This is a genomic window from Thioalkalivibrio sulfidiphilus HL-EbGr7, assembly GCF_000021985.1.
GTDB classification, from domain to species: domain Bacteria; phylum Pseudomonadota; class Gammaproteobacteria; order Ectothiorhodospirales; family Ectothiorhodospiraceae; genus Thioalkalivibrio_A; species Thioalkalivibrio_A sulfidiphilus.
Genome location: NC_011901.1, coordinates 3,419,000 through 3,445,422, shown reverse-complemented (window position 1 = coordinate 3,445,422; position 26,423 = coordinate 3,419,000). Strand labels below are relative to the sequence as shown.

The following is a 26,423-nucleotide window of genomic DNA, read 5'->3' as shown; positions in this document are numbered from 1 at the left end:
GACGTCACGACGCCTTGATGTCATGACGTCACGGCGTTATATTCATCGGCAAGAGGTACCATGCTATGAATAGTGCAACCAAGCGCTCCACCATCTATTTCGACGAGCAGCTCCACGAAGCTCTGCGCCTGAAGGCTGCGCATACACACCAATCCATCTCCGAAATCGTCAACGACGCGGTGCGAGCGTCGCTGCTCGAGGATCAGGAGGACCTGGCGGCCTTTCAGGAGCGTGTGGCTGAGCCCACAATGACCTACGAAGAATTGCTCAACGACCTGAAGGCGCATGGCAAGCTATAGACTTGCCTTCAGAAAGTCTGTTGCCAAAGACCTACGGTCGACTCCCAGCCGGGATATCGCCCGGATACTCAAGCGCATCGAGGCACTTGCAGACGATCCACGACCGTCCGATAGCCAGAAGCTTTCGGGCCAGGAACGCTACCGGGTGCGCCTGGGCGTGTACCGCATCATTTACGAGATTGTGGATGATGAGCTGATCGTGACGGTCGTGAAAATAGGACACAGGCGAGAAGTGTACCGAAAGATCTGAGCAGACCCGCCTACCACGCACCGCCGCGGTGGTGAGCTGTTCCTGCTCAGCGATGAGAACTTAGCATCGGGACATCCACAAAGCTGACATAGTGGATGTCCCATTTCTGCTTTGCAAAGCTGACGTAGTGGATGCCCCGTTTCTGCTTTAGCATTTAATAATGCAAAGCGGATTATCTTGCTCTGTTTAGATAGTCCATATATTATTCTATATCATCTTTTCCATAATATATGGATTATTATCTATGCGCCCCACAGATCGGGCCACCGCCCGTCGCCAGCTGGATCAACGCCTGAATCGGATCAGTGATGCCGAGGCCCTGGCGCGGCCGCCGCGCGGCTGGATCAAGGCGATTCGAGAAGCGCTGGGTCTGACCACGGCGCAGTTGGGCCGGCGATTGGGCGTCAGCCAGCCGCGCGTGGTGGCCATCGAGAAGGCCGAGAGGGAGGGCGCTATCACGCTCGCGAGCCTCGAACGGGCGGCGCACGCCCTGGATTGCCGCCTTGTGTACGCGCTCGTTCCCCGCCGGCCACTTGAGGATATGGTCAGAGAGCGGGCGGAACTCAGGGCCAGGCAGCACCTGGAATCCGCCAGCCACAGCATGGCGCTCGAGGCGCAGGGTGTCGGCTCGGCCGACGAGCAAGAGCAGTTCGAGCGGTTGGTGCAGCGGTTGCTGGAGAGGGCGGGCTCCGATCTGTGGGAGGAAGGAGAATGAAGGACCCGCTGGAGGAACAGGACGACGCCTCCACGCCGCTTCAGGAGCAGGAACGGGCGGATCTGATCCCGTCCTATATCACCCTGCGTTCAGAACTGAACGAGGCGGAACAGGCCAACATTCTGGAGGCCCAGGAATGGGCCTTCGCGCGTAAGCGCGACGTCCTGAACGAGCGCTTTCTGACCGGCCTGCACAAGCGGATGTTTGGCCGCGTCTGGCGATGGGCCGGGCGGTTCCGGACGACGGATCGAAATATCGGCGTCGATGCCTGGCGCATCCCGATGGACCTTCGGCAGCTGCTCGACGATTGCCGGTACTGGATCGAGCACGGGACCTACGAGCCGGACGAGATCGCGGCGCGCTTTCATCACCGGTTAGTGCTGATCCATCCGTTTCCAAACGGAAACGGTCGTCACGCCCGCCTGGCGACTGATCTGTTGCTGGCGAACCAGGGTCGCCCGCGCTTTTCCTGGGGCAGGGCCAGTCTGATCAATCCTGGCGAAGCACGGCAGGGCTATGTGGAGGCCCTTCGAGCTGCCGATAAACACGATATCGTGCCGTTGCTGGAGTTCGTGCGTTCCTAGGAACTGGTGCGGGGTCGGACCACCACAAGCTATCAAGATGGGTGCTGTAACGCAGGTGGTGCTCTGTCTGGCAATCCAGGACGTGCTACACCCAGCGTCCAAGCAGCCCCGGTTTCTGATCCCCGATGATCAGGTCGCGACGCGTAATCGATGTACCCGCTGCAAAGCCATCCCGTCGAGGCGTGGTCGGGATGTGGGGTGGCATTGGATGATCGCCTCAGCCCTTATTTTTCTCTTCGACATCCTTGGCAAGCCAAGCCTTGATCAGTGACTGGTAGGGCATGTCCCGCTTGTTCGCTTCGATCTTGATGCGCTCCAGTAGCGATACAGGAAGCCGCAATGAGATGGTCTTTGTCGAGGGTTTGAGATTCGGCAAGGATGTCGGTACAGCCTGGCTCAAGTCCAGGTACTCGCTGGAGTCATGGGTTTCCCAAAAGGCACGTTCTTCAGCCTCGGATTTGAATTCAGGCACGGTCTTTCGAGGCCTGCTCATAGACGTCTCTCTCTTTGCGAAGCATGTCCCTGGCAGAGATCACGCGGATCAGTGTGCCGGATGCGCGCAATGTGAAGCTGATATGCAGTTTTCGGCCATCATCAGTGATGCCCAAGGCATGAAATCGGGGTTCATGCCGACTGTGTCTGGTGTCGGCGAGCAGCAGCAGAGGCTGGTTGAAGAAGATCTGTTCGTCTTCCGCCATACTGACGCCGTGTTTATCAGCGCTTTTGCGGGCATTGCCAGCATCCCAGTCGAATCCCTTGACCTGTGCCCAATTCATCACGGATGTATATTTTCGTCATATACGGTATGTGCCAATAGGCGGAACAGCAGCTGGGATGGTGTTTTCCAGGGTGATCAACCCAGCGCATTGACCTGAGTACAAAAGGCACATGTTGTGCTACTTTTATATACATGAAGCCGATCACGTGGGATCCAGGGAAGAACGCCCTCCTGCGGAGTGAAAGGGGTGTTTCCTTCGAAGATGTGGTTTTTCATATCTCGGTGGGCGACATCCTGGATACGTTAGAGCATCCGAACCAGGAGCGTTATCCGGGCCAGCGGATCCATGTGATCGAAATTGAGGGGTACGCCTACCTCGTTCCCTACGTTGAGACGGCTGATGAGGTTTTCCTGAAGACAATCATTCCGAGCCGAAAAGCGACCAAGACCTACTTGGGAGGTCCGTGATGAGCAAGTTGGACCAAGACGAACGTGAACTCCTGGAGGCGTTTGAGGCAGGGAAACTCAAGCGCCCGACTAATGCAGCTGAAATTCAGGCACGGCATCAGAAATACGCGGAAGCGATGTTCAAGAAGGATGCGCGGATCAATATCCGGCTTTCCTCCAAGGATTTGCGGGCGTTGCAGAAGAAGGCGTTGGCGGAAGGCATTCCCTACCAGACCCTCGTTGCGAGCATCCTTCACAAGTACGTTGAAGGACGTTTGCACGAGGATCGGTAGTCTGATTTCGCGTTAACCTGCTTCGGGGAAGCGATCCCAACAAAGTCTGTCCGTACAGACCAATATCCGACTAAGAGGCTCGGTTGTGCGCCTGCCGATTCTGGGGTAATTTCCCCGGCGGTCAAAACCGTGCCGTCATGGCGGAGAGTAGAAACATGGATCAGAAAGAACTGAACACCCGCTGCGTGGAGCTGTTTCAGAGCCCCCGCGTGATGCAGAAGATGTGGAACGCCCGGATGTTCTGGGAGTTCGGCCGCAAGCTGAATCCCCAGGCCGCTGATCTGACCGTCCCCAAGGTGGACCTGGAAGAGCTGGAAGTGCTGCTCTCCGCCGCCGCCTATGTGGACTCCCAGTGCGCCGCGGCCGTGAACGCCCGTGAGGCCGGTCGTGCCGACTTCATCCGTCGCGCCGTGCAGAGCGGTCAGCGTCCCCTGCTGCGCAGCAATCAGGTGAGCGCCGCCGCCTGAGGTTCTGCCTCATGGCAGTCGAAGAAGCCGGGCCTGGTGCCCGGCTTTTTTGTGGGCGGGATATGCGCGAGTGGTGGTGTGTCGGGCCTGGGTATTCGCGACGGGGTCGTCGCTCCTACGGGGGTGGGGCGCGGGTATACTGCGGGCGACATCCATCCTGTTTCCGGAGCCAGACCATGACCCGTATCGGTACCCCCCTCTCGCCGTCCGCCACCCGTGTGATGCTGCTCGGTGCCGGGGAGCTGGGCAAGGAAGTGATCATCGCCCTGCAGCGGCTGGGGGTGGAGGTGATCGCGGTGGATCGCTACGAGAACGCCCCGGGGCACCAGGTGGCCCACCGGGCCCACGTGATCCCCATGACCGATGCCAGCGCCCTGCGGGAACTGGTGCTCCGGGAGAAGCCGGACCTGATCGTGCCGGAGATCGAGGCCATCGCCACCGATGAACTGGCGCGCATCGAGGCGGAGGGGATCGCCCGGGTGATCCCCACGGCCCGGGCCACCCAGCTGACCATGAACCGGGAGGGCATCCGACGCCTGGCCGCCGAGGAGCTGGGGCTTCAGACCTCCCGCTATGCCTTCGCCGACTCCCTGGAATCGCTGACTGCCGCCATCGACGGCGGCATCGGCTACCCCTGCATCATCAAGCCGGTGATGTCCTCCTCGGGCAAGGGCCAGTCCCTGGTGGCGGACGCTTCGGAGCTGACCAGGGCCTGGGACTACGCCCGTTCCGCCGGGCGGGTGGACCAGGGGCGGGTGATCGTGGAGGCCGTGGTGGAATTCGACTTCGAGATCACCCTGCTGACGGTGCGCTCCAGGGGCGGGGACGGCAACATCCGCACCGATTTCTGCGCCCCGGTGGGCCACCGCCAGGTGAAGGGCGACTACGTGGAGAGCTGGCAGCCCCAGCCCATGAGCGAGACGGCCCTGGACACGGCCCGGGAGATGGCGGCGGCAGTGACCGGCGCCCTGGGCGGGCAGGGGCTGTTCGGGGTGGAGTTCTTCGTGCGCGGTGATGAGGTCTGGTTCAGCGAAGTGAGCCCCCGGCCCCATGACACGGGCCTGGTGACCCTGGCCACCCAGTGGCAGAGCGAATTTGAGCTGCACGCCCGGGCGATCCTGGGTCTGCCGGTGGACACGCGCCTGCGCAATCCCGGCGCCAGCGCGGTGATCTACGGCGGCGTGGAGGCGCAGGGCGTGGCCTTCGAGAACGTGGACCAGGCGCTCGCCGTGCCGGGCACGGACATCCGCCTGTTCGGCAAGCCGGAGGCCTTCGAGCGCCGCCGCATGGGGGTGGCCGTGGCCCACGGGGATGACATCGAGGATTGCCGCGCCCGTGCCCGGGAGGCGGCGGGTCGGGTGCGGGTGGTGGTTTAACTTCTGCCGCAGAGACGCGAAGGCGCAGAGGAAGTGCAAAGAACAAATTTGACAGGATTTACATGATTTACGGGATTAAGGATCAACCCACAAAACCGGATTGATCCTGGTCCTCTTTCATCATGTAAATCATGTTAATCCTGTCCGATCCTTTCCCCTCTGCGCCTCCGCGTCTCTGCGGCAGAAGTTCGCAGTTCAGGGCCTTTGCAGAGGCGCTTCCACCTGGCGGCGTTTGTCCGGGCCGGCGAGCAGTTCGATCAGGTCCAGGGCGAAGTCCATGGCCGTGCCGGGTCCCTTGGAGGTGATCACGTTGCCGTCGCGTTGCACGGCGGCGGCGGTCAGCTTCGTGTCCGATCCCAGGTCCATGGCCTCCAGCACGCCGGGGAAGGCGGTGGCCAGCTTGCCCTTGAGCAGGCCGGCGTCCGCCAGCACCTTGGGGGCGGCGCAGATGGCGCCCACGTAGCGGCCCTCGGCGGCCAGTTTCTTCAGCAGGGCGTGGATGCGCGGGTCGGCGTTGAGGTGGTCGGCGCCGGGCTGGCCGCCGGGCAGGACCATGAGGTCGTAGCGGCCGTCCCTGGCCTCGTCCAGGGTCTGGTCGGGCAGGATCGTGGTGCCGCGGGAGCAGCGCACCGGGCCCGGTTCCAGGCCCGCGGTGATGACCTGGAAGCCGGCACGGCGGAACAGGTCGATCAGGGTGACGGCTTCGAGTTCCTCGCAGCCGTTGGCGAGGGGGATAAGGATGCTTGCCATAGGGGGATCGCCTCCTTCCGTGTCAGGTATTCGCTCACGGGCACCAGTTCGATACCCGCTTCATGGAGTGTAGCGAGTCTGCGTTCCAGCACATCCAGGGTGGCGCCATAGGGGTGGCCGATGGCCAGGGCGTGACCGCGCCGCTGGGCCAGGCTGATGAGTTGGTCCATCTGGGCCTCAACGAACTCTTCGTTGTCCGGGAGGGTGTCCAGGAACACGTCGCGACGGGTGGCGGGCAGGCCGTGGTGCAGGGCCACTCGCTGTGCCACGCTCAGGGCGGTGGTGCGGCTGTCCACGAAATACAGGCCGCTTTGGGCCGCCAGTTCCGCCATGAACCAGTCCATGTGGCCGATGTGCCGGGTGAGCAGGCTGCCCATGTGGTTGTTCACGCCCCGCACGTGGGGCACGGAGGCCAGTGCCGCCAGGAAGGTTTCCCGCAGCGCCTCGCGCTCCATGTCCACGGTGATGCCGCCGGGACCCAGGGGCAGGGCCTCGGTGGCCTGCATGGGCAGGTGCAGCATGACTTCCTTGCCCTGGGCATGGGCCTCGTTGGCCAGGGGGCGGGCGAAGGGGGTGTGGGGCAGGACCGCGACGGTGACGGGGCCGGGCAGTGCCAGGGTGCGCTGACCGGGACCGGGCTGGTTGCCCAGGTCGTCGATGATGATGGCGATGAAAGGTCGCGGCGGCTCCAGTGCCTGGCTGGCGCCTGTCCAGAGCCACAGGCCCGGGAGCAGGATCGCCAGCCAGAGCGGCTGAAGCCGCCGCGAACCCCGCCGCATCAGCGGCGGGCCTGGAGAATGGTCAGCCCCTTGAGCAGGTTGAGGGCCTCGTAGAGCTGGTAGTCGCGCTGGGCCAGGGAGCCGTTGTCGGCGGGCTGCTCGCCGGCCTCCTCGGTGGCGCGCTGGCGCTGCAGGTGACGCTGCAGGGAGGCCTCGGTCACCGGGCGGGAGCCGTCGGTCTCCGCGGCGCTGACCTGCAGGCGCTCGAGCTTGATGTCCGGCTCGATGCCCTCGGCCTGGATGGAGCGGCCCTCGGGGGTGTAGTAGCGGGCGGTGGTGAGCTTGAGCGCGGTGTCCTGACGCAGCGGCAGGATGGTCTGCACCGAGCCCTTGCCGAAGGTGCGGGTGCCCATGATCACGGCGCGCTGGTGGTCCTGCAGGGCACCGGCGACGATCTCGGAGGCGGAGGCGGAGCCCTCGTTGACCAGCACCACCATGGGCGCGCCCTTGAGCACGTCGCCCGGGGAGGCCTGGTAGCGGAACTGGGCATCGGCGGTGCGGCCCTCGGTGTAGACGATCAGGCCGTCTTCCAGGAAGGCATCGGAGACGCCCACGGCACCGTTGAGCACGCCGCCCGGGTTGTTGCGCAGGTCCAGGATCAGGCCGCGCAGGCCGTTGCCCTCGCGCTGCAGCTTGTTGATCTCCTCCACCAGGTTCTGGGCGGTGCGGGACTGGAAGTTGCTGATGCGCACGTAGGCGAAGCCGGGCTCCAGCATCTCGCTGCGCACGCTGCGCACCCGGATGGTGTCGCGGGTGAGGGTGATGCGGATGGGCTGGTCGGCGCCCTCGCGCATGATGGTCAGGGTGATGTCGGTGCCCTTGGGGCCGCGCATCTCATTGACCGCCTCGTTGAGGGTCATGCCCTTCACCGGCTTGTCGTCCAGGCGGATGATCAGGTCGCCGGCGCGCACGCCGGCGCGGCTCGCCGGGGTGTCGTCGATGGGGGAGATGACCTTGACGAAGCCGTCCTCCATGCCCACCTCGAGACCCAGGCCGCCGAACTCGCCGCTGGTGCCGATCTGCAGGTCCTGGAAGTCCCTGGGGGTCAGGTAGCTGGAGTGGGGATCGAGGCCGGAGAGCATGCCGCGGATGGCGTTCTCGAGCAGGGTGGTGTCGTCCACGTAATCCACGTAGTTGCGCTTGATGCGCATGTAGACGTCGGTGAAGGCGCGCAGGTCCTCCAGGGGGATGGCCTCGTTTTCCTGCTTGTTGGCGAAGACCCCGAAGGACAGGCTGAGCGCGAAGCCCAGCAGGATGCCCGTCAGAACCCCTGCGCTGATCCGGGTGGTCGATTTCATACGGTAATTCTCCACGGCGTTGGACCGCACCTCTCCGGGCGGTCCCGTTGGCTCCGATCATAACACCCCCGATCTGACCCGCCTATCGCACCGGCCCGGGCCGGTGACCGCCGGTCAGCTCATTGGAGCCGGGCGGGGAACGGGCGGGGAACAGTGGCGGCTTGGCGGTCAGCGCCGGGAGGAAGGACCGGCGATTTGTACCTTAGAGTCGCACCAGCGGTCAGGGTTCAGCGGCTTGCCCTGGTGGCGGATCTCGAAGTAGAGCCCGCGGGTGTCGGCGGAGGGGCCGTCGCCCACCCGGGCGATCAGTTCACCGGCCTGTACCCAGTCGCCGGGGGCGCGGTACAGGCTCTGGTTGTGGCCGTAGAGGGTCATGTAGCCGCCGCCGTGGTCGATGATGGTGAGCAGGCCGTAGCCGCGCATCCAGTCGGCGAACACCACCCGGCCGTGGTGGATGGCGTGCACCGGGTCGCCGGCCCCGGCGTCGATGATCACGCCGCGCCAGGTCAGTCCGGCCTGGCCGCTGCGGGGGCTGCCGAAGCGGGCATTGAGCCTGCCGGCGGTGGGCCAGGGCAGTTTGCCCCGGCGTCCGGCGAAGGGTTCGTCCAGGGCGCTGTAGGCGGGGATGTCGCGCAGGGCGTTGTCCAGGGAGCGCAGCAGCTGCTCCAGTTCCTTCTCATCCTCCTCCAGGCGGCGCAGGCTGCTGCCGGCGGCGGCCATCTCCGCTTCGAGCCGCGCCAGCAGGCGACGGCGCTCGGCGCGGCCCTGTTCGAGCTCATCGCGCAGGGCCTGGCGCCGGGCCCGGTCCGCGGCCAGGGCCTCCCGGGAGGCCCGGACCTCGTCGCTGAGACGCGCCAGGCGCTCCAGATCCGCCCGGGCGGCGACGATGCGTTCGCCCCGGGCGTCGTTGAAATGCTGGTAGTAGACCAGCAGGCGGCCCACCACGGCGGGGTCTTCCTGGTTGAGCAGCAGGCGCAGGCGGTCCTGGCGGCCGGTGAGATAGGCGGCGCGCAGCTGGCGGGAAAGCTGTTCCAGCTGGGTGGCCAGCCGTTCCCGTTCCCGGGCCTGTTCCGCCTCCAGGTCCTTGAGCCGGCTCACGGCGCCGGCCATGTCCCGTTCCACCCGGGCCAGGGCCTGGTCCACCCGGGCGATCTCCTGATCGCTTTGCCGCAGGGCGGCCTCCGCCCGGCCCTGCTCGCCCCGGGCGGCCTCCATGCGCTGGCGCAGGGCGGACATTTCCTTCTGCACCTGCTCCAGGCGGCGGGTGGCGTCGGCGCGCTCGTCGGCGGCCAGGGTGGCGGGCAGGGCGAGCAGCAGGGACAGGGCGAGCGCGGTCAGGAGGGCGGGTAGGCGCACGGGAAATGTTGAATTTTCCGGGGTGGGCATATAATTTAATCAGTTCTTTATTATATTGCACAGAGTTGTCCGCGGATTCCCAGCGCGGGCGCCATGATCGAGGCCTCCGATACCCATGAATGCTAGCGCGATCCATCCCGAACTGATGACCCAGGAAGAAGACATCGAACGTGCTTCCCGGTCACTCAAGGCCATGTCCCATCCCCTGCGTCTGAAGATCCTGTGCATCCTCGGCGACCGCGAGGTCAGTGTCCAGGAGATCGTCGACAATGTGGGCACCTCCCAGAGCAACATCTCCCAGCACCTGGCCATCCTGCGAGACAAGGGTATCCTGGCCTCCCGCAAGGACGCCAACCGGGTCTACTACCGGGTGGGCGACGCGCGTACACTGCGCCTCATCGGCATGATGCAGGAAGTCTTCTGCCGGTCCGCCTGATCCACCCACCCGACTGCTCGGAGCCGACTGTCCCTCATGGAACAGATCCTGGAGTTTTCCCGCAATAACCCCATCCTGATCATCGCCCTGCTCGCCATCATGGGCATGATCGTGTTCACCGAGACCAAGCGCCTCTCGCGCCGTTATCAGAATCTGCCGCCGGCCCAGGCGGTGCGTGCCATGAACGAGGAAGGCAGCCTGATCCTGGACGTGCGCGAGAACGCCGAGGTGCGCGACGGGCGCATCAAGGGCGCCAAGCACATCCCGCTGAAGGAACTGAAGACCCGCCTCAACGAGCTGTCCAAGTACAAGGACAAGTCCGTGGTGGTCTACTGCCGCAGCGGCAACCGCTCCGCCCAGGCCTGCGAGATTCTCACCAGCAACGAGTTCGAGAAGGTGGTCAATCTGCACGGCGGCATGATGGCCTGGCAGGCCAACAACATGCCCGTGAGCAAGAAGTGATGGAGCGCGCCATGGCCGAGACCCCCGCCGTCGTCATCTACACCAGCGGTTTCTGCCCCTACTGCATGTGGGCGCGGCGCATGCTCTCCGACAAGGGCGTGGCCTTCGAGGAGATCCGCGTGGACCGGGAACCCAGCCAGCGCGCGGTGATGGAGCAGCGCAGCGGGCGCACCTCCGTGCCGCAGATCTTCATCGGTGAATTCCACGTGGGCGGCTACGACGACATGGCCGCCCTGGACCGGGCCGGGCGCCTGGACCCCATGCTGGGGCTGGCCTGACCGAGGCACCATGAGCGAGGCGCCCCACGTCGTCTGTCCCCACTGCGGCGGCGTCAACCGCCTGCCGACGGACAAGCCGGCCCGGGAGGCCCGCTGCGGCCGCTGCCACCAGGCCCTGTTCGACGGCCACCCCGCGGAACTGGACGCCGCCGGCCTGGAGCGCCAGATCTCCCGCAGCCATCTCCCCGTGCTGGTGGACTTCTGGGCCCCCTGGTGCGGCCCCTGCAAGATGATGGCGCCGGCCTATGCCCAGGCCTGCCGGGAACTGGAACCGGCCATGCGCGTGGCCAAGCTCGACACCCAGGCCCATCCCGATCCCGCCGCCCGTCTCGGCATCCGCGGCATCCCCACCCTGATCCTGTTCCACCAGGGCCGGGAACTGGGCCGCACCAGCGGCGCCATGGACGCCCGATCCATCGTGGCCTGGGCGCGCGGGGCGCTGCGGGGCGGCTGACGTCGGGATAGCGCTGTTCGCGACGGGGTCGTCGCGCCTGCGGTGGCGGTGTCGCGGATGTGCAGGAGGCCCGACCCCGGGCCGAACCGAACTTAAATTCATCTCATGGGCGCAAGCCGGCATCGCCCCGTTTGCCGCCCTCGCGCCTGCCGCCTATCATGTGCGGCCTGTCCCGCCTTCATATCAAGTCATCTTCCGGAGTCATCATGACCGACAGCCAGCAGCCCGGCGCCGCCACCGAACAGCCCAAGACCGAATTCGCCCTGCAGAAGTTCTACCTCAAGGACGTCTCCCTGGAGTGCCCCCGTTCTCCCCAGGTGTTCACCGGCGAGTGGAAGCCCGAGACCAACGTGCAGCTCAACAGCCAGGCCCGTCCCCTGGACGACCAGGGCCTGTTCGAGGTGGAGCTGACCCTGACCGTGACCACCAAGTCCGGCGGTGAGGTGGCCTACCTGGTGGAGGTCAAGCAGGCGGGCGTGTTCCTGGCCCGGGGCTTTCCCAAGGAGCAGATGGGTCACCTGCTGGCGGCCTACTGCCCGACCACCCTGTTCCCCTTCGCCCGCGAGGCCGTCACCGACCTGGTGAGCAAGGCCGGCTTCCCCCAGATGCTGCTGGCGCCGGTGAACTTCGACGCCCTCTACGCCCAGCAGCTTGCGCAGAATCATGCCGGCAAGGCAGGGGAAGAGTCCGCGCCCGCCGGCGCGAGCCACTGAGGTCCGCGCCTCCATGAGCCAGCCACCCGTCGCGGTGCTGGGCGCCGGCTCCTGGGGCACGGCCCTGGCCATGCACCTGGCCCGCCAGGGCCACCGGGTGCGCCTCTGGGGCCGTGATCCCGAGGCCATGGCCGCCATGGCCGAGGCCAACTGCAATACCCGTTACCTGCCCGACGCGCCGTTCCCCCCGGGGCTGGAACCCACTGCGGATCTGGATGCGGCGCTGCGCGAGAGCAGCTGCTGGCTGGTGGTAGTGCCCAGCCAGGCGTTCCGGGAGATGCTGCAGAAACTGGCCCCCTACCGGGACGACGCCCGGGTGCTGGTCTGGGCCACCAAGGGCCTGGAGGAACACAGCGGCCAGTGGCTGCACCAGGTGGTGGCCGAGGAGATGGGGGTCAATTTTCCCTGCGCCGTGATCTCCGGGCCCAGCTTCGCCAAGGAAGTGGCCCGGGGCCTGCCCACGGCGCTCACCGTGGCCTCCACCACCCCCGGCGTGGCCGAGCGGGTGGCCGAGTGGTTTCATGGCGAGCGCATGCGGGTGTACCTGAGCGACGACGTGCTGGGCGTGCAGCTGGGCGGGGCCTTCAAGAACGTGCTGGCCATCGCCGCCGGCATCTCCGACGGCCTGGGTTTTGGCGCCAACGCCCGGGCGGCGCTGATCACCCGTGGCCTGGCCGAACTGATGCGCCTGGGGGATGCCGCCGGCGCCCGGCGCGAGACCCTCATGGGCCTGTCCGGCCTCGGCGACCTGGTGCTCACCTGCACCGACGACCAGTCCCGCAACCGACGCCTCGGCCTGGCCCTGGGCCGTGGCGAGTCCCTGGACGCGGCGCTGGCCGCCATCGGCCAGGCGGTGGAGGGCGCGCGCACCGCGCGCATGGCGGTCTCCAAGGCCGCCGAACTGGGCGTGGACATGCCCATCTGCCACCAGGTGCACCGGGTGCTCTACGTGGGCCACTCAGCCATCGAGGCGGTGGGGGAGCTGCTGGGCAGGGATCAGAAGCCGGAGTTTTAGTTGAAGTAAGAAGTGGGAATTTGGAAGGGGGAAGACAAGTACGAAGTGTGAATTTGGAAGGGCGAAGTTGAAAGACCTTTACTTCCTACTTCCAAATTCACACTTCCAACTTCAGTGCGGCAAAGCCGCACTGCCGCCACGCCTCGTACACCATCACCGCCGCCGCATTGGAGAGGTTGAGGCTGCGGCTGCCGGGCACCATGGGGATGCGCAGGCGCCGGTCCTCGGGCAGGCCATCCAGGATCTCCATGGGCAGGCCGCGGGTCTCGGGGCCGAACAGGAAGGTGTCGCCGGGTCGGAAGGCGGGTGCCGAGTGGGGCAGGCTGGCCCGGGTGGTCAGGGCGAACATGCGCTCGGGTGCCACGGCTGACGTGAAGGCCGCGAGGCTGTCATACTCTGCCACCTGCGCCATGTCCCGATAATCCAGCCCCGCGCGTTTCAGTTTCGATTCGTCAAGGCTGAACCCCAGGGGGTGGATCAGGTGCAGGCGGCAACCCGTGTTGGCGCACAGGCGCATGATGTTGCCCGTGTTGGGGGCGATCTCCGGTTGATAGAGGACCACGTGAAACATGACGGCTGAGCATTCCCGGCGCGACCCGCTGGCCATCGACTTCTGCGGTATGGATTTCGCCACGCCCCTGGTGCTGCTCTCCGGGTGCGTGGGATTCGGCGAGGAGTATACCCGGGTGGCCGGTTTCTCCAACCGGGACGTGGGCGCCGTGTGCCTGAAGGGCACCACCGGCCAGGCGCGCCTGGGCAACCTGCCCCACCGGGTCTACGAGACCCCCATGGGCATGCTCAACGCCATCGGCCTGCAGAACCCCGGCGTGGACAAGGTGGTGGACGAGATCCTGCCCACCCTGGACTTCGACGAGACCCGTTTCATCGCCAACGTCTCCGGCTCCACCATCGAGGAATACATCGCGGTGACCCGGCGCTTCGACGACTCGCCGGTGGACGCCATCGAGATCAACATCTCCTGCCCCAACGTGAAGGAGGGCGGCGTGGCCTTCGGCAACGACCCGGACATGTCCGCCCGGGTGGTGGAGGCCTGCCGCCAGGTGACGCAGAAGCCGCTCATCACCAAGCTCTCCCCCAACCAGACCGACATCGCCGAGAACGCCCGGCGCTGCATCGAGGCGGGCACCGACGCCTTCGCCGTGATCAACACCCTCATGGGCATGGCCATCGACGCCGAGTCCCGGGAGGCGGTGATCGGCAACAACCAGGGCGGCCTGTCCGGACCGGCCATCAAGCCCATCGCGCTGCTCAAGGTGCACCAGGTCTACCAGGTGGCGCGCCCCCACGGCGTGCCCATCATCGGCCAGGGCGGCGTGACCTCGCCCAGCGACGCGCTGGAATTCCTCATCGCCGGCGCCAGCGCCGTGGGCGTGGGCACGGCGCTGTTCTACGACCCGCTGATCTGCAAGAAGATCAACCAGGGCATACGGGACTACCTTGACCGCCATGATCTGGCCAGCGTGGGCCAGCTCACCGGCAGCCTCACCCTGAACACCCCCCGGGCCTGCGGCTGAACCGGATTTCCCGCCGCACGGCTTCTGCCTCCTCTGATACATCTTAGTGGGTTGGGCTTCAGCCCGATCTGCGGCGTCTGACCGAGCCATGGCTGTCGGCCTGAAGGCCGACCTACGACGGCGCTTCTCCCCGCAAGACGATGGCACCAGGTTGGTCGGAAGGTCGCAAGCATCGCGATGATGGGATGCGCTGTCCGCAGACCACAGTGGCCGCCTCATCAGCACCGAAAACCCAGCTTTTTTATTGACAGCAGGAAGTTAGTCTGCAAACCTCAGGTGTTATAAGAACCAAAAGGGGAGCGGGCTAGCCCGAATATTCTGTGAATCACTTCTCAAATTCAGTTTTGAGTGGGTTGATGGTGCCATGATGGGCCTGCACAGACTGTTGCCAGGATGGGGTCGCGCGAACAAGACCGTCTCCCTGTGTCAGGGCGACGGACACCTCGCCCTGGCAGCCCTCTCCGCCGACGGGCAGCTGCACACCGAAAGTACCCCTATCGCCAGCCGTGCCGAGGCCGCTGTCCTGCTCACCCGCTGGGTGGAGCAGCAGGGTCTGCGACGTGCGCCTGCCGTCATCACCCTGGAGCCGGGCAGCTACAGCCTCATGCAGATGGAGCGTCCCGCGGTGGAGACCGGCGAACTGGCCGCCGCGGTGCGTTGGCGGGTGCGCGACCTGATCGATTTCCCCCTCGACGAGGCCATCACCGACGTCTTCGAGCTGCCCGCGCATGCCCAGCGGGGACGAACGCCCATGATCAATGTGGTGGTGGCGCGGGCCGAGGCCCTGCGCGACCAGGTGGCGCTGGCCGAATCCGCGGGGCTTGCCCCCTGGAAGATCGACGTGGCGGAGTTGGCCCTGCGCAACCTGGTCGAACGCCAGACCCAGGGCAATGAGACCGTGGCCAGCCTGTTTCTCATGCCCCAGCGAGGCATGATCCAGATCACCCGCGCCGACAGTCTTTACCTCACCCGGGTGCTGGAGTACGGCAGCGAGGCCGTGATCAGTGCCGCCCGGGAAGGGGGCGGTGGCTTCGGCGGGCCCTATGACCGGGTAGCCCTGGAGCTGCAGCGCACCATGGATTATTACGACAGCCACTTCGGCACGGCGCCGGTGAAGCGGCTAATCATCATGCCCCCGGGCGAGGAGATGGCCGCCCTCGCCGCCGGCGTGGGCGAGGGGGTGGGTCTGCCTGCAGGCATACTGGACGTGGCAGGACTGTTTCCCAGGGTCGCCGGTCAGGCGGCGCTGGACGCCCATGCCCTGCTGGCCCTGGGCGGCGTACTGAATGAGCACACCCGTGCGAGGCCCGATAAGGGTACTCAGACCGAGGCAGCGAGCGCGGAGGTGGGCCGGTGAGGCAGGAGATCAATCTCTACGGCCCGGCCCTGCTGGGACCCCGGGAACGATTCTCGGCGCGTCAGCTGGGGATCGCCTTCCTGCTGGCCCTGGTGATCCTGCTGCTGTTCGGACTCTGGCAGCAGTGGCGCCAGGATCAGGTGCGCGCCCGGGCCGATGCCCTGGAGGTGGAGGTGGCCGCCCTGGGCACCCAGGTGGAACGGGTGGCCGCGACGCTCGCGGCGAGGGGAGCCAGTGAGGCCCTGGCCCGGCAGGTGGAACGCCTGGAACGGGAGCGCGATGGCAAGCGCGCCCTGCTGGAACGCATTTCCGATGAATCCCTGGGCAACACGGCCGGCTTTTCGGCGCAGCTGGAAGGTCTGGGTAGACGTCATCCCGAGGGCCTGTGGCTTCAGCACATCCATCTCTCCCGGGGCGGCAGCGTGATTTCCCTGGCCGGGAACACCCTGCGCGCGGAACTGCTGCCGCGCTACCTGCGGGCCCTGGCCGAGGAACCGGTGTTCGTGGGCACCACCTTCGACACCTTCAGCCTGCAGCGCCCCGAGGGCGCCCGGACGCACAGCTTCACCCTGGTCACCCCCTGCATCGGTGCTGACGGCTCACGGCTGCGGGGCGAGGACTGTCTGCGCGGGGAGGAGGGCCGATGAGCAACAAGACCCAGGGCCTGGTCGCCCAGCTGGTCGCACGCATCAACGGCCTGGCCCTGCGCGAGCGGCTGTTGCTCCTGGGCGTGGCGGTGGTGGTCACCGTGCTGGTGGCGGATGCCCTGTGGCTCGGTCCGATCCAGCGATCGACCGCCGCGCAGACCCAGCGACTGGAGGGTCTGTCCACCCAGCAACAGGCGCTGATGAGCCGTCTGGAGGCCCTGAATGCCCAGGCGGCGGAAGACCCCAATGCCCGGCTGCGCGCACAGCTGGAGGTCCTGCGCGGCGAGGTGACGGCGCTGGATGAGGCCCTGCTCGCCCGCACCCTGGCCTTCGTCTCTCCCCGGCGCATGCCGGGGCTGCTGGAAGACCTGATCCGCGGCAGCGAGGGCCTGAGCCTGCTGGGCATGCGCAGCGAGCCCGCCACGCGGGTGGAGTCCCTGGCCGTGGGCGAGGGACTGCCGCCGGTCTACCGCCATGGCCTGGTTATGGAGCTGCAAGGGGATTACCTGGCCCTGCTGGCCTACCTGCGCACCGTGGAGGAACTGCCCTGGGGCTTGTTCTGGGAATCCCTGCGCATCGACAGCGAAGAGGCAGCCCCGGGACGGTTCCGCATCCGGGTGTTCACCCTGAGTCTGGAGGAGGGCTGGATCGGTGTGTAGCGGGAGAGACAAGAGAGAAGAGACAAGAGGCAAGAGGGTGGTTGTGATCGCCCTTGGCCTGTGTGCCGCGTGTCTGATGCTCTCCTCTGCCGTTGCCTGGGCTGAGACGGTGCGGGATCCGACGCGGCCGCCGGCGGCGGTGGAGCCGGTGCGTGCGGCGCCACAGCCGCCGGCGCGCAATTACATCCTGCAGTCCACCCGGGTCTCCGAGGAACGCCGCAGCGCGGTGATCAACGGGCGCGTGGTGGTGGAGGGGGATCAGATCGGCGGCGCGCGGGTATTGGGCATCGAACAGGCCCGGGTGCGCCTGCGCGACGCACGGGGCGAGTTCAGCCTGGCCCTGGCTGTGCCCAAGGTCACCCGGCCTGCCCAGGCCCGCGAATACGAGTACCTGGAAACGACATCCACAGAGGCAAGTCAATGATCACCAGGCCGAACACCCTCTTCCTGCTGGTCCTGCTGCTCGGCGGTCTCGGGCTCGGCGGGTGCGCCAGCAACCCCGCCCAGTCGCCGGCTCCGGAGACCCGGGCTGAGGCACCCCCGCCCGCGCCGGCTCCGGTGACACCACCGCCGGAGGTGACCGAGGCCCTGCTGCCACCGCTCGCCCTGCCCGAGCCCCGGGCCCTGGCGGAGCCCCGGTTCGACATCGACGTCAACGACGTGGAGGCCCGCGCGTTCTTCATGGGCCTGGTCAAGGACAGCCCCTACAACATGGTGGTGATCCCTCGGTGGAGGGGCAGATCAGCCTGACCCTGTCAGGTGTCACCATCCCCGAGGTGATGGACGTGGTGCGCCAGGTCTACGGCTATGAATACGAACGCCACCGCACCGGCTACCTGGTGATGCCCGCCCGACTGCAGGCGCGCATCTTCCACGTGAACTATCTCAACCTGCGTCGCGACGGCGAGTCCCAGACCCGTGTCAGCTCCGGCGAGACCCGCCGCGACAGGGACGGCCTGCAGGACGGCCTGGTAGGCGGCGGGCGCGGCAGCGCCGAGGCCTTTGGTACCCGGGTGCGCACCGAGACCGCTTCGGATTTCTGGAACGAGCTCGACTTCGCCCTGCGCTCCATCGTGGGCGACGGCGAGGGCCGCAGTGTAGTGGTCACGCCCCAGTCCAACCTGGTGGTGGTGCGCGGCCTGCCCTCGGAGCTGCGCGAGGTGGAGGCCTATCTCGCGGACGTGGAGGGCAACATGAACCGGCAGGTGATCCTGGAGGCCAAGATCGTCGAGGTGGTGCTCTCCGACGGATTCCAGGCGGGCATCAACTGGGCTGCACTGGGCCGCCCGCGCAGCGACAGTGAACTGCTGTTCGGCCAGACCGGCGGCGGCACCATCTTCGGCGAGACCGGGCGCTCCGATATTGCCGGCCAGACCGGCAACCTGGATCCCAACAACCTGGACCCGGTGAACAACGCACTGACCTCCGCCTTTGGCGGGGTATTCTCCGTGGCCGCCCGGGTGGGTGACTTCACCGCGTTCATAGAGCTGCTGGAGACCCAGGGCGAGGTGCAGGTGCTCTCGAGCCCGCGGGTGTCCACGGTGAACAACCAGAAGGCAGTGATCAAGGTGGGCGCGGACGAGTTCTTCGTCACCGACATCTCCTCCACCACCGTGGTGGGCACGGCCTCCACCACCTCGCCCAACGTCACCCTGACGCCGTTCTTCTCCGGTATCGCCCTGGATGTGACCCCGCAGATCAGCCGCGAGGGTGACGTGATCCTGCACATCCACCCCACGGTGAGCGAGGTGACCGAGCAGTCCAAGAACCTGAGCCTGGGGGGCGACACCCAGTCGGTGCCCCTGGCCTGTCCACGGTGCGCGAGTCCGACAGCATCGTGCGCGCCCGCAGCGGCCAGATCGTGGTGATCGGCGGCCTCATGACCGAGACCTCCCGTGACCGCCAGGCGAACACGCCGGTGCTGGGCCGGATCCCGGTGGTGGGTAACCTGTTCCGTCACACCCAGCGCAGCACACGCAAGACCGAGCTGGTGATCCTGTTGCGCCCCGTGGTCGTGGACCGGGACAGCGCCTGGGACCAGGCCCGGGGCTCGGAACGCATGCGTGAACTGATGAGGATGGAGTAAGACCGGCCATGTACGCCAGTCACTTCGGTCTTCGGGATGAACCCTTCCGGCTCACGCCGGACACGGCCTTCTATTTCGATTACCGGGCCCATCGGGAGGCGCTCAACGTACTCCTGCTGGCACTGCGCGCCGGGGAGGGTTTCGTCAAGGTCACCGGCGAAGTGGGCACGGGCAAGACCCTCCTGTGCCGCATGCTGATGGAGGCCCTGGAGACGAGCCACGAGACCGCCTATCTGCCCAACCCCTGTCTGACCGGCAACGGACTGCGCGCCGCCCTGGCCCGGGAGTTGGGTCTGGACCTGCCCCGCAACCTGGGACAGCACCGGGTGCTGGAGCGCATCCAGGAACATCTGCTGCACCTGGCCGCAGCGGGTCGGCGGGTGGTGGTGCTGCTGGACGAGGCGCAGGCCCTGCCCGACGAGAGCCTGGAGGCCCTGCGCCTGCTCACCAACCTGGAAACCGAGCGCCACAAGCTGCTGCAGGTGGTGCTGTTCGGGCAGCCTGAACTGGATGAACGCCTGGCCGGGTCACGGCTGCGCCAGTTGCGCCAGCGCATCAGCTTCAGCCACCGGCTCGAACCCCTGGACCGTGCCGGCGTGACTCAGTATGTGCATCACCGCCTGGCCGTGGCGGGTGTGCCTGATCGATCCCTGTTCGGCCGCAGGGCCCTGGCGACCCTGCATCGGGCCTCCCGTGGCATCCCTCGCCTGGTGAATATCCTTGCCCACAAGGCACTGCTCGCCGCCTACGGCGAGGGCGCGGCGCAGATCAGCCCGGCACATGTGCGTCGCGCCGCGCTGGACACGGAGGATGCCCGCAGACCGGCATCCCTGCGGGGCTGGGCCCTTGCCGCCCTGGGCACCGTGGGTCTCGGGGCCGCCGCCGCAGCCCTGGGGGCCTGGCTGCCATGAGCCTGATCAACGACATGCTCCGTGATCTGGACCGTCGCCAGCCCGCGGGCGAGACGGCGATACTCCCTGGCGATATTCGCCCCACTCCCCGCGCCGGCAGGCCTGTACGGATTCCCTGGGGCGGGGTGCTGGCCCTGGCCGGCCTGATGGGCATCGCGGGCGTGGCCTGGGTGGCAGCCTCCGGCCGGGAGGAGGGTGTACCCGTGCAGCCTCTGGCGCTGGTCGAGACAATTCCAGAACGGGAAGCGCAGGCGTCTGAGGCTGCCGTGCAGGTGGCCATGCTGACGCCGGCGCCGGAAACACGAGCCACTGTCACGCCGCCCGTCCGATGGGTAGGTGTGGATTCCCAGCAGATGCCCGGCGAGACGCGCGTGAGCCTGCGCTTTTCCGCGGCATTACCCGAGACGGTGGCACTGCAACGCAAGGGTGATGATGCCTATCTGCCACTCACCGGCATCGAACTGAGGGATGCGCCGGCCCTGCCGGTGGCGCCGGCCACGGGTCCCCTGGGCGGGCTGGGCATCAGCCATGAAGACGGGCCGGTGTTGCAGTTCCGCGCCCGGCCCGGTTCCACGGTAGCGCTGGAGCGCGATGCTGACGACCGTCGATTGACCCTGGTGTTCCGTACGCCGGAATCGGCCGTGGCCCCGCCCAGGGCGGAGCGAGTTGCCCACGCCGGGAGCGCCAAACCCATGGAGGAGGCACACACGGGCGCAGGGGCGGCAGCGGCAGGTCCGGCCGGGAGCCGCACCGAGTCAACGCTGGCCGAGTCGCAGCGCCCGAGGCAGGTGGCGGCGCAGCCTGCCAACCCCGTGGCCCGGCGCAGCCACGCGGATCACTACGCCCAGGCCATGGAGGCCGTGCACCGGGGGGATCTGTCCACCGGTGAGCGCGAGTTGCGCCGGGTGCTGGAGCGGGCACCCCATCTGCATGAGGCCCGGGAATCCCTGGCCACGTTGCTGGCCAGCGACGGCCGGGAGCAGGAGGCCATGGCCCTGCTGGAAGCGGGCTTGCGTGAGGCGCCGGCACGGTCCGAATCCCGGGTCCTGCTGGCGCGCCTCATGGCGGGGCGCAAGGATCTGGACGGCGCGGTGGCGCTGCTCGAAGCGGGGGTCGGGGATGCCGAGACCCTGGCGGCGCTGGCGGCCCTGTACCAGCGACAGGGTCGTGCCGAGGCGGCCGTGGCCGCCTATCGGCGGGCCCTGACGGCGCGCAACGACGTAGGCGGCTGGTGGGTGGGTCTGGGCATTGCCCTGGAGAGTGCCGGTTCGGCGGCGGGTGCACCCCAGGCCTACCGGCGTGCCCTGGCGCTGGGGGGGGTGGATCCGCGTCTGACGGACTACGCCCAGAGCCGTATCCTGGCCCTGGAGGGTCGGCCATGAAACAGACCGCGTGGAGACTTCCGGCATGAACATGCCCGCAACGTCCGAGGGTCGACGCAAGATCCGGCTGGGTGACCTGCTGGTGGAGAACGGCATCATCTCCGGCAAGCAGCTGGAGGAGGCCCTGTCCGTCCAGAAGCGCACCGGCAACAAGCTGGGACGCACGCTCATCGAGATGGGCGTAATCTCCGAGGACGCGCTGCTCAACTTCCTGTCCCGCCAGCTCAACATTCCACTGGTGGACTTGCGCCACTATCGCTTCAACAGCGAGCTGCTGCATCGCCTGCCGGAGACCGCCGCACGGCGTTTCCGCTGCATCATGCTGGCGGAGCAGGATGACGGCTACCTGGTGGGCATGGCCGATCCCACGGACATCTTCGCCCAGGACGAGATCACGCGGCTGGTCGGCAAGCCCGTGCTGGCGGCGGTGGTGCGCGAGGCGGACCTGTTGCGCACCTTCGACACCGTCTACCGGCGCACGGAGGAGATCAGCGATCTGGCCGAGGAACTGGGTCAGGAGCTGGCGGAGAGTGACTTCGACGTGGCCCAGCTCGCTGCCTCCGACGAGGTGACCGACGCCCCGGTGGTCAAGTTGCTGCGCAGTCTGTTCGAGGACGCCGTCCAGGTGAGCGCCTCGGACATCCATATCGAGCCCGACGAGAACGCCCTTCGCATTCGTCAGCGTATCGACGGCGTGCTGCAGGAACAGGTGATGAAGGAGAAGCGCATCGCCAACGCGGTGGTGCTGCGCCTCAAGCTCATGGCGGGCCTGAACATCTCCGAGAAGCGACTGCCCCAGGACGGGCGCTTCAACATCAAGGTCAAGAACAAGAGCATCGACGTGCGACTCTCCACCATGCCCATCCAGCATGGCGAGTCGGTGGTGATGCGACTGCTGGACCAGTCCACGGGCATCCTGGACCTGCTGCACCTGGGCATGCCGCCGGACATCCTGGCGCACCTGCGCCGCATCCTGCGCCACCCCAGCGGCATGGTGCTGGTCACCGGCCCCACCGGCAGCGGCAAGACCACGACCCTGTACGCCGCGCTGCAGGAACTCAACGTGCCTGACCGCAAGATCATCACCGTGGAAGACCCGGTGGAGTACCGGCTGCCGCGCATCAACCAGGTACAGGTGAACCCGCGCATCGGGCTGGAATTCGCCACGGTGCTGCGCGCCGCCCTGCGACAGGACCCGGACGTGATCCTGGTGGGCGAGATGCGTGACCAGGAGACCGCCGAGATCGGCCTGCGCGCCGCCATGACCGGCCACCTGGTGCTCTCCACGCTGCACACCAATGACGCGATCAGCACCGCCGACCGACTGCTCGACATGGGCGCCCAGGGTTTCCTGCTGGCCTCCTCGCTGCGCGCCATCATCGCACAGCGTCTGGTGCGGCGGGTGTGCGAGTTCTGCGCCGAGGCCCACGTACCCGACGCGCACCAGGCGAGCTGGATGCGCACGGTGCTGGGCGATGGCGCCGACTTCTCGCGCCTGCGCCACGGGCGCGGCTGCACCCATTGCAACAACACCGGCTATCGGGGCCGCATCGGCGTGCATGAATACCTGGAACCGGACGAGGCCATGCTCACCGCGTTGCGTCGTTCCCGCATGGACGAGTTCGCCAGGGCCGCCCGTGCCAATCCCCTGTATCGGCCGCTCATGCGCGTGGCTCTGGACTACGCCCTGGAAGGCCGCACCAGCGTGGACGAGGCCCAGCGGCTCGCCGCCGAGGTGGAGGTGCACTGATGTCCGGACCGCGCCAGTCGATCGACCCCGTGCGGGACGCCGTGACCTGGAGGCCGGACTGACATGCCCCGTTTCAGCTACCGCGCCCGCAATGCCCAGGGCCAGCCCATTGACGGCCAGATGGAGGCGCCGACCCTGATGGCCGTTGCCGACCAGCTGAGCAGCGACGGGTTCATCCCCGTGGACATCCAGCCACTGCGCGCCGGCGGCGCCTCGCTGAACATGCCTATCCGCCTGCCGCCGAGGCGTCCATCCAGCAGCGAGATCACCCTGCTAGCGCGCCAGCTCTACGCCCTCACCAAGGCCGGCGTGCCGATCATCCGGGGTCTGAACCAGCTGGCCGATGCCAGCAAGAACGAGCGCATGTCCAAGGCCCTGCGCGAGGTGGTGGACGACCTGGAATCCGGGCGTGATCTCGCCGGCGCCATGGCGCGCCACCCGGACATCTTCAGTCCCCTGTTCGTGAGCATGGTGCAGGTGGGCGAGGCCTCGGGTCGGCTGGATGATGCCCTGCTGCGGGTGTTCAACTACATGGAGCGCGAGCGCCAGACGGTGAACCAGATCCGCACCGCATTGCGTTATCCCACCTTCGTGGTGATCGCCATCAGCGTCGCCATCTTCATCCTCATGGCCTACGTGATCCCGGTATTCGCCCAGGTGTTCGAACGCTTCGACCTGGACCTGCCCCTGGCCACCCGCGCGATCATCACCGTGTCCAATTTCGTGTCCGCCTGGTGGTGGCTGATTCTGGGTGGTGTTGCCGCAGCCTGGTTCGGATTCCGCCAATGGACCCGGCGCGACGACGGACGACTGTGGTGGGACCGCCAGAAGCTGCGTTTCCCGGTGGTGGGTGACATCGTGCTGCGCGCCTCGCTGGCTCGTTTCGCCCGGGCCTTCGCCATGGCGTCCCGTTCCGGCGTGCCCTTGTTGCAGGCCCTGAACGTGGTCTCTCGAACGGCCGACAACGCCTACATCGCCGGCAAGGTCCGGGGCATGCGCGAAGGCATCGAGCGTGGCGAAACCATCGCCCGCACCGCCGCTGCATCACGCGTGTTCACGCCCCTGGTGATGCAGATGATCGCCGTGGGCGAGGAGACCGGCCAGGTGGACGAGATGCTCGACGAGGTGGCCGAGTTCTACGAAACCGAGGTGGACTATGACGTTCGTCGGCTGGGCGAGACCATCCAGCCGGTACTGGTCGTGGCAGTGGGCGTGATCGTCTTTATCTTGGCATTGGGGGTCTTCCTGCCCATGTGGGACCTGACCCAGATCGCAGGTCGATGAGGCGGCACCAGCGTGGTCTGACGCTGCTGGAGTTCGCCCTGGTAGTGGTCGTCGTCGGGCTGCTGATGTGGCTCGCCATGACCAAGATCCTGCGCCTCGAGGCGGACGTGGAGCGGGTCAACATGCAACGCACCGTGGCGGCGCTCAACAGCGCTCTGGCCATGGAGTTCGCAGAACGGGTGGTGAACGGCCGGCTGGGCACAGTGCCGGAGATGGCCGGGACCAACCCCATGGACTGGCTGGCCCAGGTACCCGGCACCTACCTGGGCACGCTGGGTCCCGCAGAGGCCGGGGCCGTGCCGGAGGGTCGCTGGTATTACGACGCGCAGCAGGGGTTGCTGGTATACCGGGTCGCCCATACGGGGCGATTCGAATCGGGCGTAGAAGGGGTGCCGAGAGCGCGGTTCCGGGTCGAGGTGGTCGAACATCCCAGGGATGGATCCCCCCAAGGGGTGCGGTTGGTAGCGGCAGAGCTGTTTATTTGGAAGTAGGCCGGACAAAGCGCAGCGGTGTCCGGCACAGGCCGCCCGATACCGCGTGCGCTATATCGGGCCTACATTGGGCAGAAAGATTCGGTGGTCCATGACCACCCGTGCAGTACCCGGAGAGGTGATGGGGCTGGGGATTTCCGGAACACACCTCGAAGGTTGATTACTAACGTCAAACTCGAAAAGAGGAGTAACACCATGCAGGCAAGACAAAGTGGTTTCACCCTGATCGAACTGATCATGGTGATCGTGATTCTGGGTGCGCTCGCGGTCATCGCGTTGCCGCGGTATATCGATCTGCAGGGCCAGGCGGAAGTCGCTTCTGCTGACGGTGTCTTTGGTGCCGCGCAGGCAGCCACGGCTATCAACTTCGCAGGGAATATTTCTGGCGCCATCAGCCCTGCGGCACCGATCACCAACGGTACCGAGTTGTTGGGCGCGATGGCGCCTGCCCCGGACGGTTGGACGGCCTCAGGTGCTGCCATCAGCCGCACCATTGGCTCGACAACCTACACCATTACTGTGTCGGCCGCTGAAACGGCAGCAGCCCCTGCCACCATTACCAAGAGCTGGTAATGCATCCCGGCTCGGCATGATCACCGGGCTGAGGATCTGGCATGAGGTCACGGGGTTTTACGCTGATCGAGCTGGTCACGGTCATCCTGCTGCTGGGTGCGGTCTCGGTTTTTGCCCTGCCGCGCCTGATGGACCGCACTGGTTTGGACGCCGCTGCCTTCGAACAGGAGTTGAAGGCGGCGTTTCGTCACGCCCGTGCCCTTGCTTCCGCCTCCGGCTGCGAGGTACAGGTGCGGGTGACGGCCGGGGAGTACGGGGTCTTCCTGCGCGCAGATGCCGCAGGCCAGTCCTGTGGCAGCGGTGGTTTCACCCAGGCGGCACGACAGCCGGTACGGGGTGGCGCTTACCAGGGAACCGTGCCGTCCGGGCTGACCGTAGGCGCGCTCACGGTCACCTTCGACGGGCTGGGTCGTTCCAGTGGTGGCAGTATCAGTGTCGGGCCCCGAACCATCACGATTTCCAGTGCCGGTTATGTTGGTTAAGGGCAGTGGCAACTGGCTAGTGGCTAGTGGCAAGGGAACACCGGTACCCGTGGAACGGACTAAAGCCCGATCTAAACCATCCAGCTCGTCGCGAAGCGGCGCAACCTTGCCACTTGCCACTTGCCACTTGCCACTTCAAAGGGGCTTCACCCTCATCGAACTGATCATCGCCATCGTCGTCATCGGCGCGGCGGTGGGCGGTGTGATGCTGCTGGTGGCCAACGTGGCTGCGCGCAGCGTGGACCCCATGATCCAGACCCAGGCGGTCTACATCGCGCAATCCTATCTGGAAGAGGCCCTGCTGCGGCCCTATGACGGACCGGCAGACTGCGCCGGCCCGCGAGACCAGTGGCTGGGCGTTGCGGCCTACGATTGCATCAACGCACAAACACCCACGGACCAGCAGGGGAATGGTCTGCCCGGGTTGTCAGCCTATCGCGTCACGGTCAATGTGTCTGATACGAGTCTCGGTGGCGTCGCGGCCCGGCGAGTGGAGGTGCAGGTCAGCCACACGAGCCAGCCCATCAATCTCTCACTGGCCGGCTACAGGGCGCAGTACTGAGCAATGCGCGGAGG

37 protein-coding genes are annotated in these 26,423 nt (G+C 66.5%); 30 read left to right on the top strand and 7 right to left on the bottom strand.

Annotated elements, in window-relative coordinates:
* Positions 1-65 precede the first annotated feature (65 nt).
* From TGR7_RS16555 to TGR7_RS16540, 4 genes are all read left to right on the top strand, one after another.
* Positions 66-299: a hypothetical protein gene (locus tag TGR7_RS16555; protein WP_012639830.1), complete on the top strand. Its 234-nt coding sequence runs from the start codon at positions 66-68 to the stop codon at positions 297-299.
* A complete protein-coding gene (locus TGR7_RS16550) occupies positions 286-549 on the top strand; it encodes a type II toxin-antitoxin system RelE family toxin (protein WP_012639829.1) in 264 nt (87 codons plus the stop codon). The genes TGR7_RS16555 and TGR7_RS16550 overlap by 14 nt, the downstream gene beginning before the upstream one ends.
* 244 nt (positions 550-793) lie before the next feature.
* Positions 794-1,264, top strand: a complete 471-nt coding sequence (locus tag TGR7_RS16545; protein ID WP_012639827.1) for a mobile mystery protein A — start codon at positions 794-796, stop codon at positions 1,262-1,264.
* Positions 1,261-1,848, top strand: coding sequence for a mobile mystery protein B (locus tag TGR7_RS16540; protein ID WP_012639826.1), 588 nt, complete (start codon positions 1,261-1,263; stop codon positions 1,846-1,848). Before TGR7_RS16545 ends, TGR7_RS16540 begins: the two co-directional genes overlap by 4 nt.
* A 217-nt stretch (positions 1,849-2,065) precedes the next feature.
* Here the strand turns inward: TGR7_RS16540 and TGR7_RS16535 are convergent, their stop codons facing one another.
* Positions 2,066-2,341 carry a BrnA antitoxin family protein gene (locus tag TGR7_RS16535; RefSeq protein ID WP_012639825.1) on the bottom strand — a complete coding sequence of 92 codons (276 nt, stop codon included), beginning with the start codon at positions 2,339-2,341 and terminating at the stop codon, positions 2,066-2,068.
* Entirely contained in the window at positions 2,313-2,624 is a 312-nt protein-coding gene (locus tag TGR7_RS16530; RefSeq protein ID WP_012639824.1) for a BrnT family toxin, read from the bottom strand. Before TGR7_RS16530 ends, TGR7_RS16535 begins: the two co-directional genes overlap by 29 nt.
* A 134-nt stretch (positions 2,625-2,758) precedes the next feature.
* Between TGR7_RS16530 and TGR7_RS16525 the strand changes: the two genes are divergently transcribed.
* The 4 genes from TGR7_RS16525 (at position 2,759) to purT (ending at position 5,149) form a co-directional block, all read left to right on the top strand.
* Entirely contained in the window at positions 2,759-3,034 is a 276-nt protein-coding gene (locus TGR7_RS16525) for a BrnT family toxin (RefSeq protein ID WP_012639823.1), read from the top strand.
* Positions 3,034-3,306, top strand: coding sequence for a hypothetical protein (locus tag TGR7_RS16520; RefSeq protein WP_012639822.1), 273 nt, complete (start codon positions 3,034-3,036; stop codon positions 3,304-3,306). The genes TGR7_RS16525 and TGR7_RS16520 overlap by 1 nt, the downstream gene beginning before the upstream one ends.
* A 155-nt stretch (positions 3,307-3,461) precedes the next feature.
* Positions 3,462-3,773 (top strand): hypothetical protein, encoded by a 312-nt coding sequence (locus TGR7_RS16515; protein WP_012639821.1) that lies wholly within the window; start codon positions 3,462-3,464, stop codon positions 3,771-3,773.
* A 176-nt stretch (positions 3,774-3,949) separates the two neighbouring features.
* Positions 3,950-5,149, top strand: a complete 1,200-nt coding sequence (gene purT, locus TGR7_RS16510) for a formate-dependent phosphoribosylglycinamide formyltransferase (RefSeq protein ID WP_012639820.1) — start codon at positions 3,950-3,952, stop codon at positions 5,147-5,149.
* A gap of 195 nt (positions 5,150-5,344) precedes the next feature.
* Here the strand turns inward: purT and TGR7_RS16505 are convergent, their stop codons facing one another.
* The 4 genes from TGR7_RS16505 to TGR7_RS16490 all read right to left on the bottom strand — a co-directional run bounded on the left by TGR7_RS16505 (position 5,345) and on the right by TGR7_RS16490 (position 9,332).
* Positions 5,345-5,899 (bottom strand): DJ-1 family glyoxalase III, encoded by a 555-nt coding sequence (locus TGR7_RS16505; protein ID WP_012639819.1) that lies wholly within the window; start codon positions 5,897-5,899, stop codon positions 5,345-5,347.
* Positions 5,839-6,678 carry a divergent polysaccharide deacetylase family protein gene (locus tag TGR7_RS16500; protein ID WP_012639818.1) on the bottom strand — a complete coding sequence of 280 codons (840 nt, stop codon included), beginning with the start codon at positions 6,676-6,678 and terminating at the stop codon, positions 5,839-5,841. Before TGR7_RS16500 ends, TGR7_RS16505 begins: the two co-directional genes overlap by 61 nt.
* Positions 6,678-7,976 carry a S41 family peptidase gene (locus TGR7_RS16495; protein ID WP_012639817.1) on the bottom strand — a complete coding sequence of 433 codons (1,299 nt, stop codon included), beginning with the start codon at positions 7,974-7,976 and terminating at the stop codon, positions 6,678-6,680. Before TGR7_RS16495 ends, TGR7_RS16500 begins: the two co-directional genes overlap by 1 nt.
* A 168-nt stretch (positions 7,977-8,144) precedes the next feature.
* Positions 8,145-9,332, bottom strand: coding sequence for a murein hydrolase activator EnvC family protein (locus tag TGR7_RS16490; protein ID WP_041442143.1), 1,188 nt, complete (start codon positions 9,330-9,332; stop codon positions 8,145-8,147).
* A gap of 115 nt (positions 9,333-9,447) precedes the next feature.
* On the opposite strand from TGR7_RS16490, the gene TGR7_RS16485 reads away from it, so the two are divergent.
* The 6 genes from TGR7_RS16485 to TGR7_RS16460 all read left to right on the top strand — a co-directional run bounded on the left by TGR7_RS16485 (position 9,448) and on the right by TGR7_RS16460 (position 12,690).
* Entirely contained in the window at positions 9,448-9,768 is a 321-nt protein-coding gene (locus tag TGR7_RS16485; RefSeq protein ID WP_012639815.1) for an ArsR/SmtB family transcription factor, read from the top strand.
* Positions 9,769-9,804: 36 nt separating this feature from the next.
* On the top strand, positions 9,805-10,230 hold the full coding sequence (locus TGR7_RS16480) for a rhodanese-like domain-containing protein (protein WP_012639814.1): 426 nt from the start codon (positions 9,805-9,807) through the stop codon (positions 10,228-10,230).
* A gap of 11 nt (positions 10,231-10,241) precedes the next feature.
* Positions 10,242-10,508 (top strand): glutaredoxin 3, encoded by a 267-nt coding sequence (grxC, locus tag TGR7_RS16475; protein ID WP_012639813.1) that lies wholly within the window; start codon positions 10,242-10,244, stop codon positions 10,506-10,508.
* A 10-nt stretch (positions 10,509-10,518) separates the two neighbouring features.
* A complete protein-coding gene (gene trxC, locus TGR7_RS16470) occupies positions 10,519-10,962 on the top strand; it encodes a thioredoxin TrxC (RefSeq protein WP_012639812.1) in 444 nt (147 codons plus the stop codon).
* A gap of 206 nt (positions 10,963-11,168) precedes the next feature.
* Complete coding sequence (gene secB / locus TGR7_RS16465) at positions 11,169-11,675, top strand: protein-export chaperone SecB (protein ID WP_012639811.1); 507 nt, start codon at positions 11,169-11,171, stop codon at positions 11,673-11,675.
* Positions 11,676-11,688: 13 nt separating this feature from the next.
* On the top strand, positions 11,689-12,690 hold the full coding sequence (locus TGR7_RS16460; RefSeq protein WP_012639810.1) for an NAD(P)H-dependent glycerol-3-phosphate dehydrogenase: 1,002 nt from the start codon (positions 11,689-11,691) through the stop codon (positions 12,688-12,690).
* A 97-nt stretch (positions 12,691-12,787) separates the two neighbouring features.
* Here the strand turns inward: TGR7_RS16460 and TGR7_RS16455 are convergent, their stop codons facing one another.
* Positions 12,788-13,261, bottom strand: coding sequence for a tRNA (cytidine(34)-2'-O)-methyltransferase (locus tag TGR7_RS16455; protein ID WP_012639809.1), 474 nt, complete (start codon positions 13,259-13,261; stop codon positions 12,788-12,790).
* On the opposite strand from TGR7_RS16455, the gene TGR7_RS16450 reads away from it, so the two are divergent.
* The 16 genes from TGR7_RS16450 (at position 13,260) to TGR7_RS16385 (ending at position 26,409) form a co-directional block, all read left to right on the top strand.
* Entirely contained in the window at positions 13,260-14,225 is a 966-nt protein-coding gene (locus TGR7_RS16450; RefSeq protein WP_012639808.1) for a dihydroorotate dehydrogenase, read from the top strand. The two genes, TGR7_RS16455 and TGR7_RS16450, sit on opposite strands and share 2 nt — an antisense overlap.
* A gap of 364 nt (positions 14,226-14,589) precedes the next feature.
* Positions 14,590-15,582, top strand: a complete 993-nt coding sequence (gene pilM, locus TGR7_RS16445; RefSeq protein WP_012639807.1) for a pilus assembly protein PilM — start codon at positions 14,590-14,592, stop codon at positions 15,580-15,582.
* Positions 15,579-16,229 carry a PilN domain-containing protein gene (locus TGR7_RS16440; protein WP_012639806.1) on the top strand — a complete coding sequence of 217 codons (651 nt, stop codon included), beginning with the start codon at positions 15,579-15,581 and terminating at the stop codon, positions 16,227-16,229. Before pilM ends, TGR7_RS16440 begins: the two co-directional genes overlap by 4 nt.
* The gene (locus TGR7_RS16435) at positions 16,226-16,888 is read left to right on the top strand and encodes a hypothetical protein (protein WP_012639805.1); all 663 of its coding nucleotides are present in this window, start codon (positions 16,226-16,228) and stop codon (positions 16,886-16,888) included. The genes TGR7_RS16440 and TGR7_RS16435 overlap by 4 nt, the downstream gene beginning before the upstream one ends.
* Before the next feature lie 76 nt (positions 16,889-16,964).
* Positions 16,965-17,312 carry a hypothetical protein gene (locus TGR7_RS16895; RefSeq protein WP_148211527.1) on the top strand — a complete coding sequence of 116 codons (348 nt, stop codon included), beginning with the start codon at positions 16,965-16,967 and terminating at the stop codon, positions 17,310-17,312.
* The gene (locus TGR7_RS17850) at positions 17,309-17,638 is read left to right on the top strand and encodes a hypothetical protein (protein ID WP_245523003.1); all 330 of its coding nucleotides are present in this window, start codon (positions 17,309-17,311) and stop codon (positions 17,636-17,638) included. The genes TGR7_RS16895 and TGR7_RS17850 overlap by 4 nt, the downstream gene beginning before the upstream one ends.
* Positions 17,617-18,756, top strand: a complete 1,140-nt coding sequence (locus TGR7_RS16425; protein WP_281054570.1) for a pilus (MSHA type) biogenesis protein MshL — start codon at positions 17,617-17,619, stop codon at positions 18,754-18,756. The genes TGR7_RS17850 and TGR7_RS16425 overlap by 22 nt, the downstream gene beginning before the upstream one ends.
* The gene (locus tag TGR7_RS17960) at positions 18,705-18,974 is read left to right on the top strand and encodes a type II secretion system protein GspD (RefSeq protein ID WP_281054569.1); all 270 of its coding nucleotides are present in this window, start codon (positions 18,705-18,707) and stop codon (positions 18,972-18,974) included. The genes TGR7_RS16425 and TGR7_RS17960 overlap by 52 nt, the downstream gene beginning before the upstream one ends.
* An 8-nt stretch (positions 18,975-18,982) precedes the next feature.
* On the top strand, positions 18,983-19,885 hold the full coding sequence (locus TGR7_RS16420) for an ExeA family protein (RefSeq protein ID WP_012639803.1): 903 nt from the start codon (positions 18,983-18,985) through the stop codon (positions 19,883-19,885).
* Complete coding sequence (locus TGR7_RS16415) at positions 19,882-21,267, top strand: tetratricopeptide repeat protein (protein WP_012639802.1); 1,386 nt, start codon at positions 19,882-19,884, stop codon at positions 21,265-21,267. The genes TGR7_RS16420 and TGR7_RS16415 overlap by 4 nt, the downstream gene beginning before the upstream one ends.
* A 25-nt stretch (positions 21,268-21,292) precedes the next feature.
* Entirely contained in the window at positions 21,293-23,017 is a 1,725-nt protein-coding gene (locus tag TGR7_RS16410) for a GspE/PulE family protein (RefSeq protein WP_012639801.1), read from the top strand.
* 63 nt (positions 23,018-23,080) lie between these two features.
* On the top strand, positions 23,081-24,301 hold the full coding sequence (locus tag TGR7_RS16405; protein WP_012639800.1) for a type II secretion system F family protein: 1,221 nt from the start codon (positions 23,081-23,083) through the stop codon (positions 24,299-24,301).
* On the top strand, positions 24,298-24,792 hold the full coding sequence (locus TGR7_RS16400; RefSeq protein WP_012639799.1) for a prepilin-type N-terminal cleavage/methylation domain-containing protein: 495 nt from the start codon (positions 24,298-24,300) through the stop codon (positions 24,790-24,792). The genes TGR7_RS16405 and TGR7_RS16400 overlap by 4 nt, the downstream gene beginning before the upstream one ends.
* 195 nt (positions 24,793-24,987) lie before the next feature.
* Positions 24,988-25,365 (top strand): type II secretion system protein, encoded by a 378-nt coding sequence (locus tag TGR7_RS17955; RefSeq protein ID WP_012639798.1) that lies wholly within the window; start codon positions 24,988-24,990, stop codon positions 25,363-25,365.
* Positions 25,366-25,406: 41 nt separating this feature from the next.
* Entirely contained in the window at positions 25,407-25,847 is a 441-nt protein-coding gene (locus tag TGR7_RS16390; protein WP_012639797.1) for a GspH/FimT family pseudopilin, read from the top strand.
* A 127-nt stretch (positions 25,848-25,974) separates the two neighbouring features.
* Entirely contained in the window at positions 25,975-26,409 is a 435-nt protein-coding gene (locus TGR7_RS16385) for a prepilin-type N-terminal cleavage/methylation domain-containing protein (protein WP_012639796.1), read from the top strand.
* Positions 26,410-26,423 lie beyond the last annotated feature (14 nt).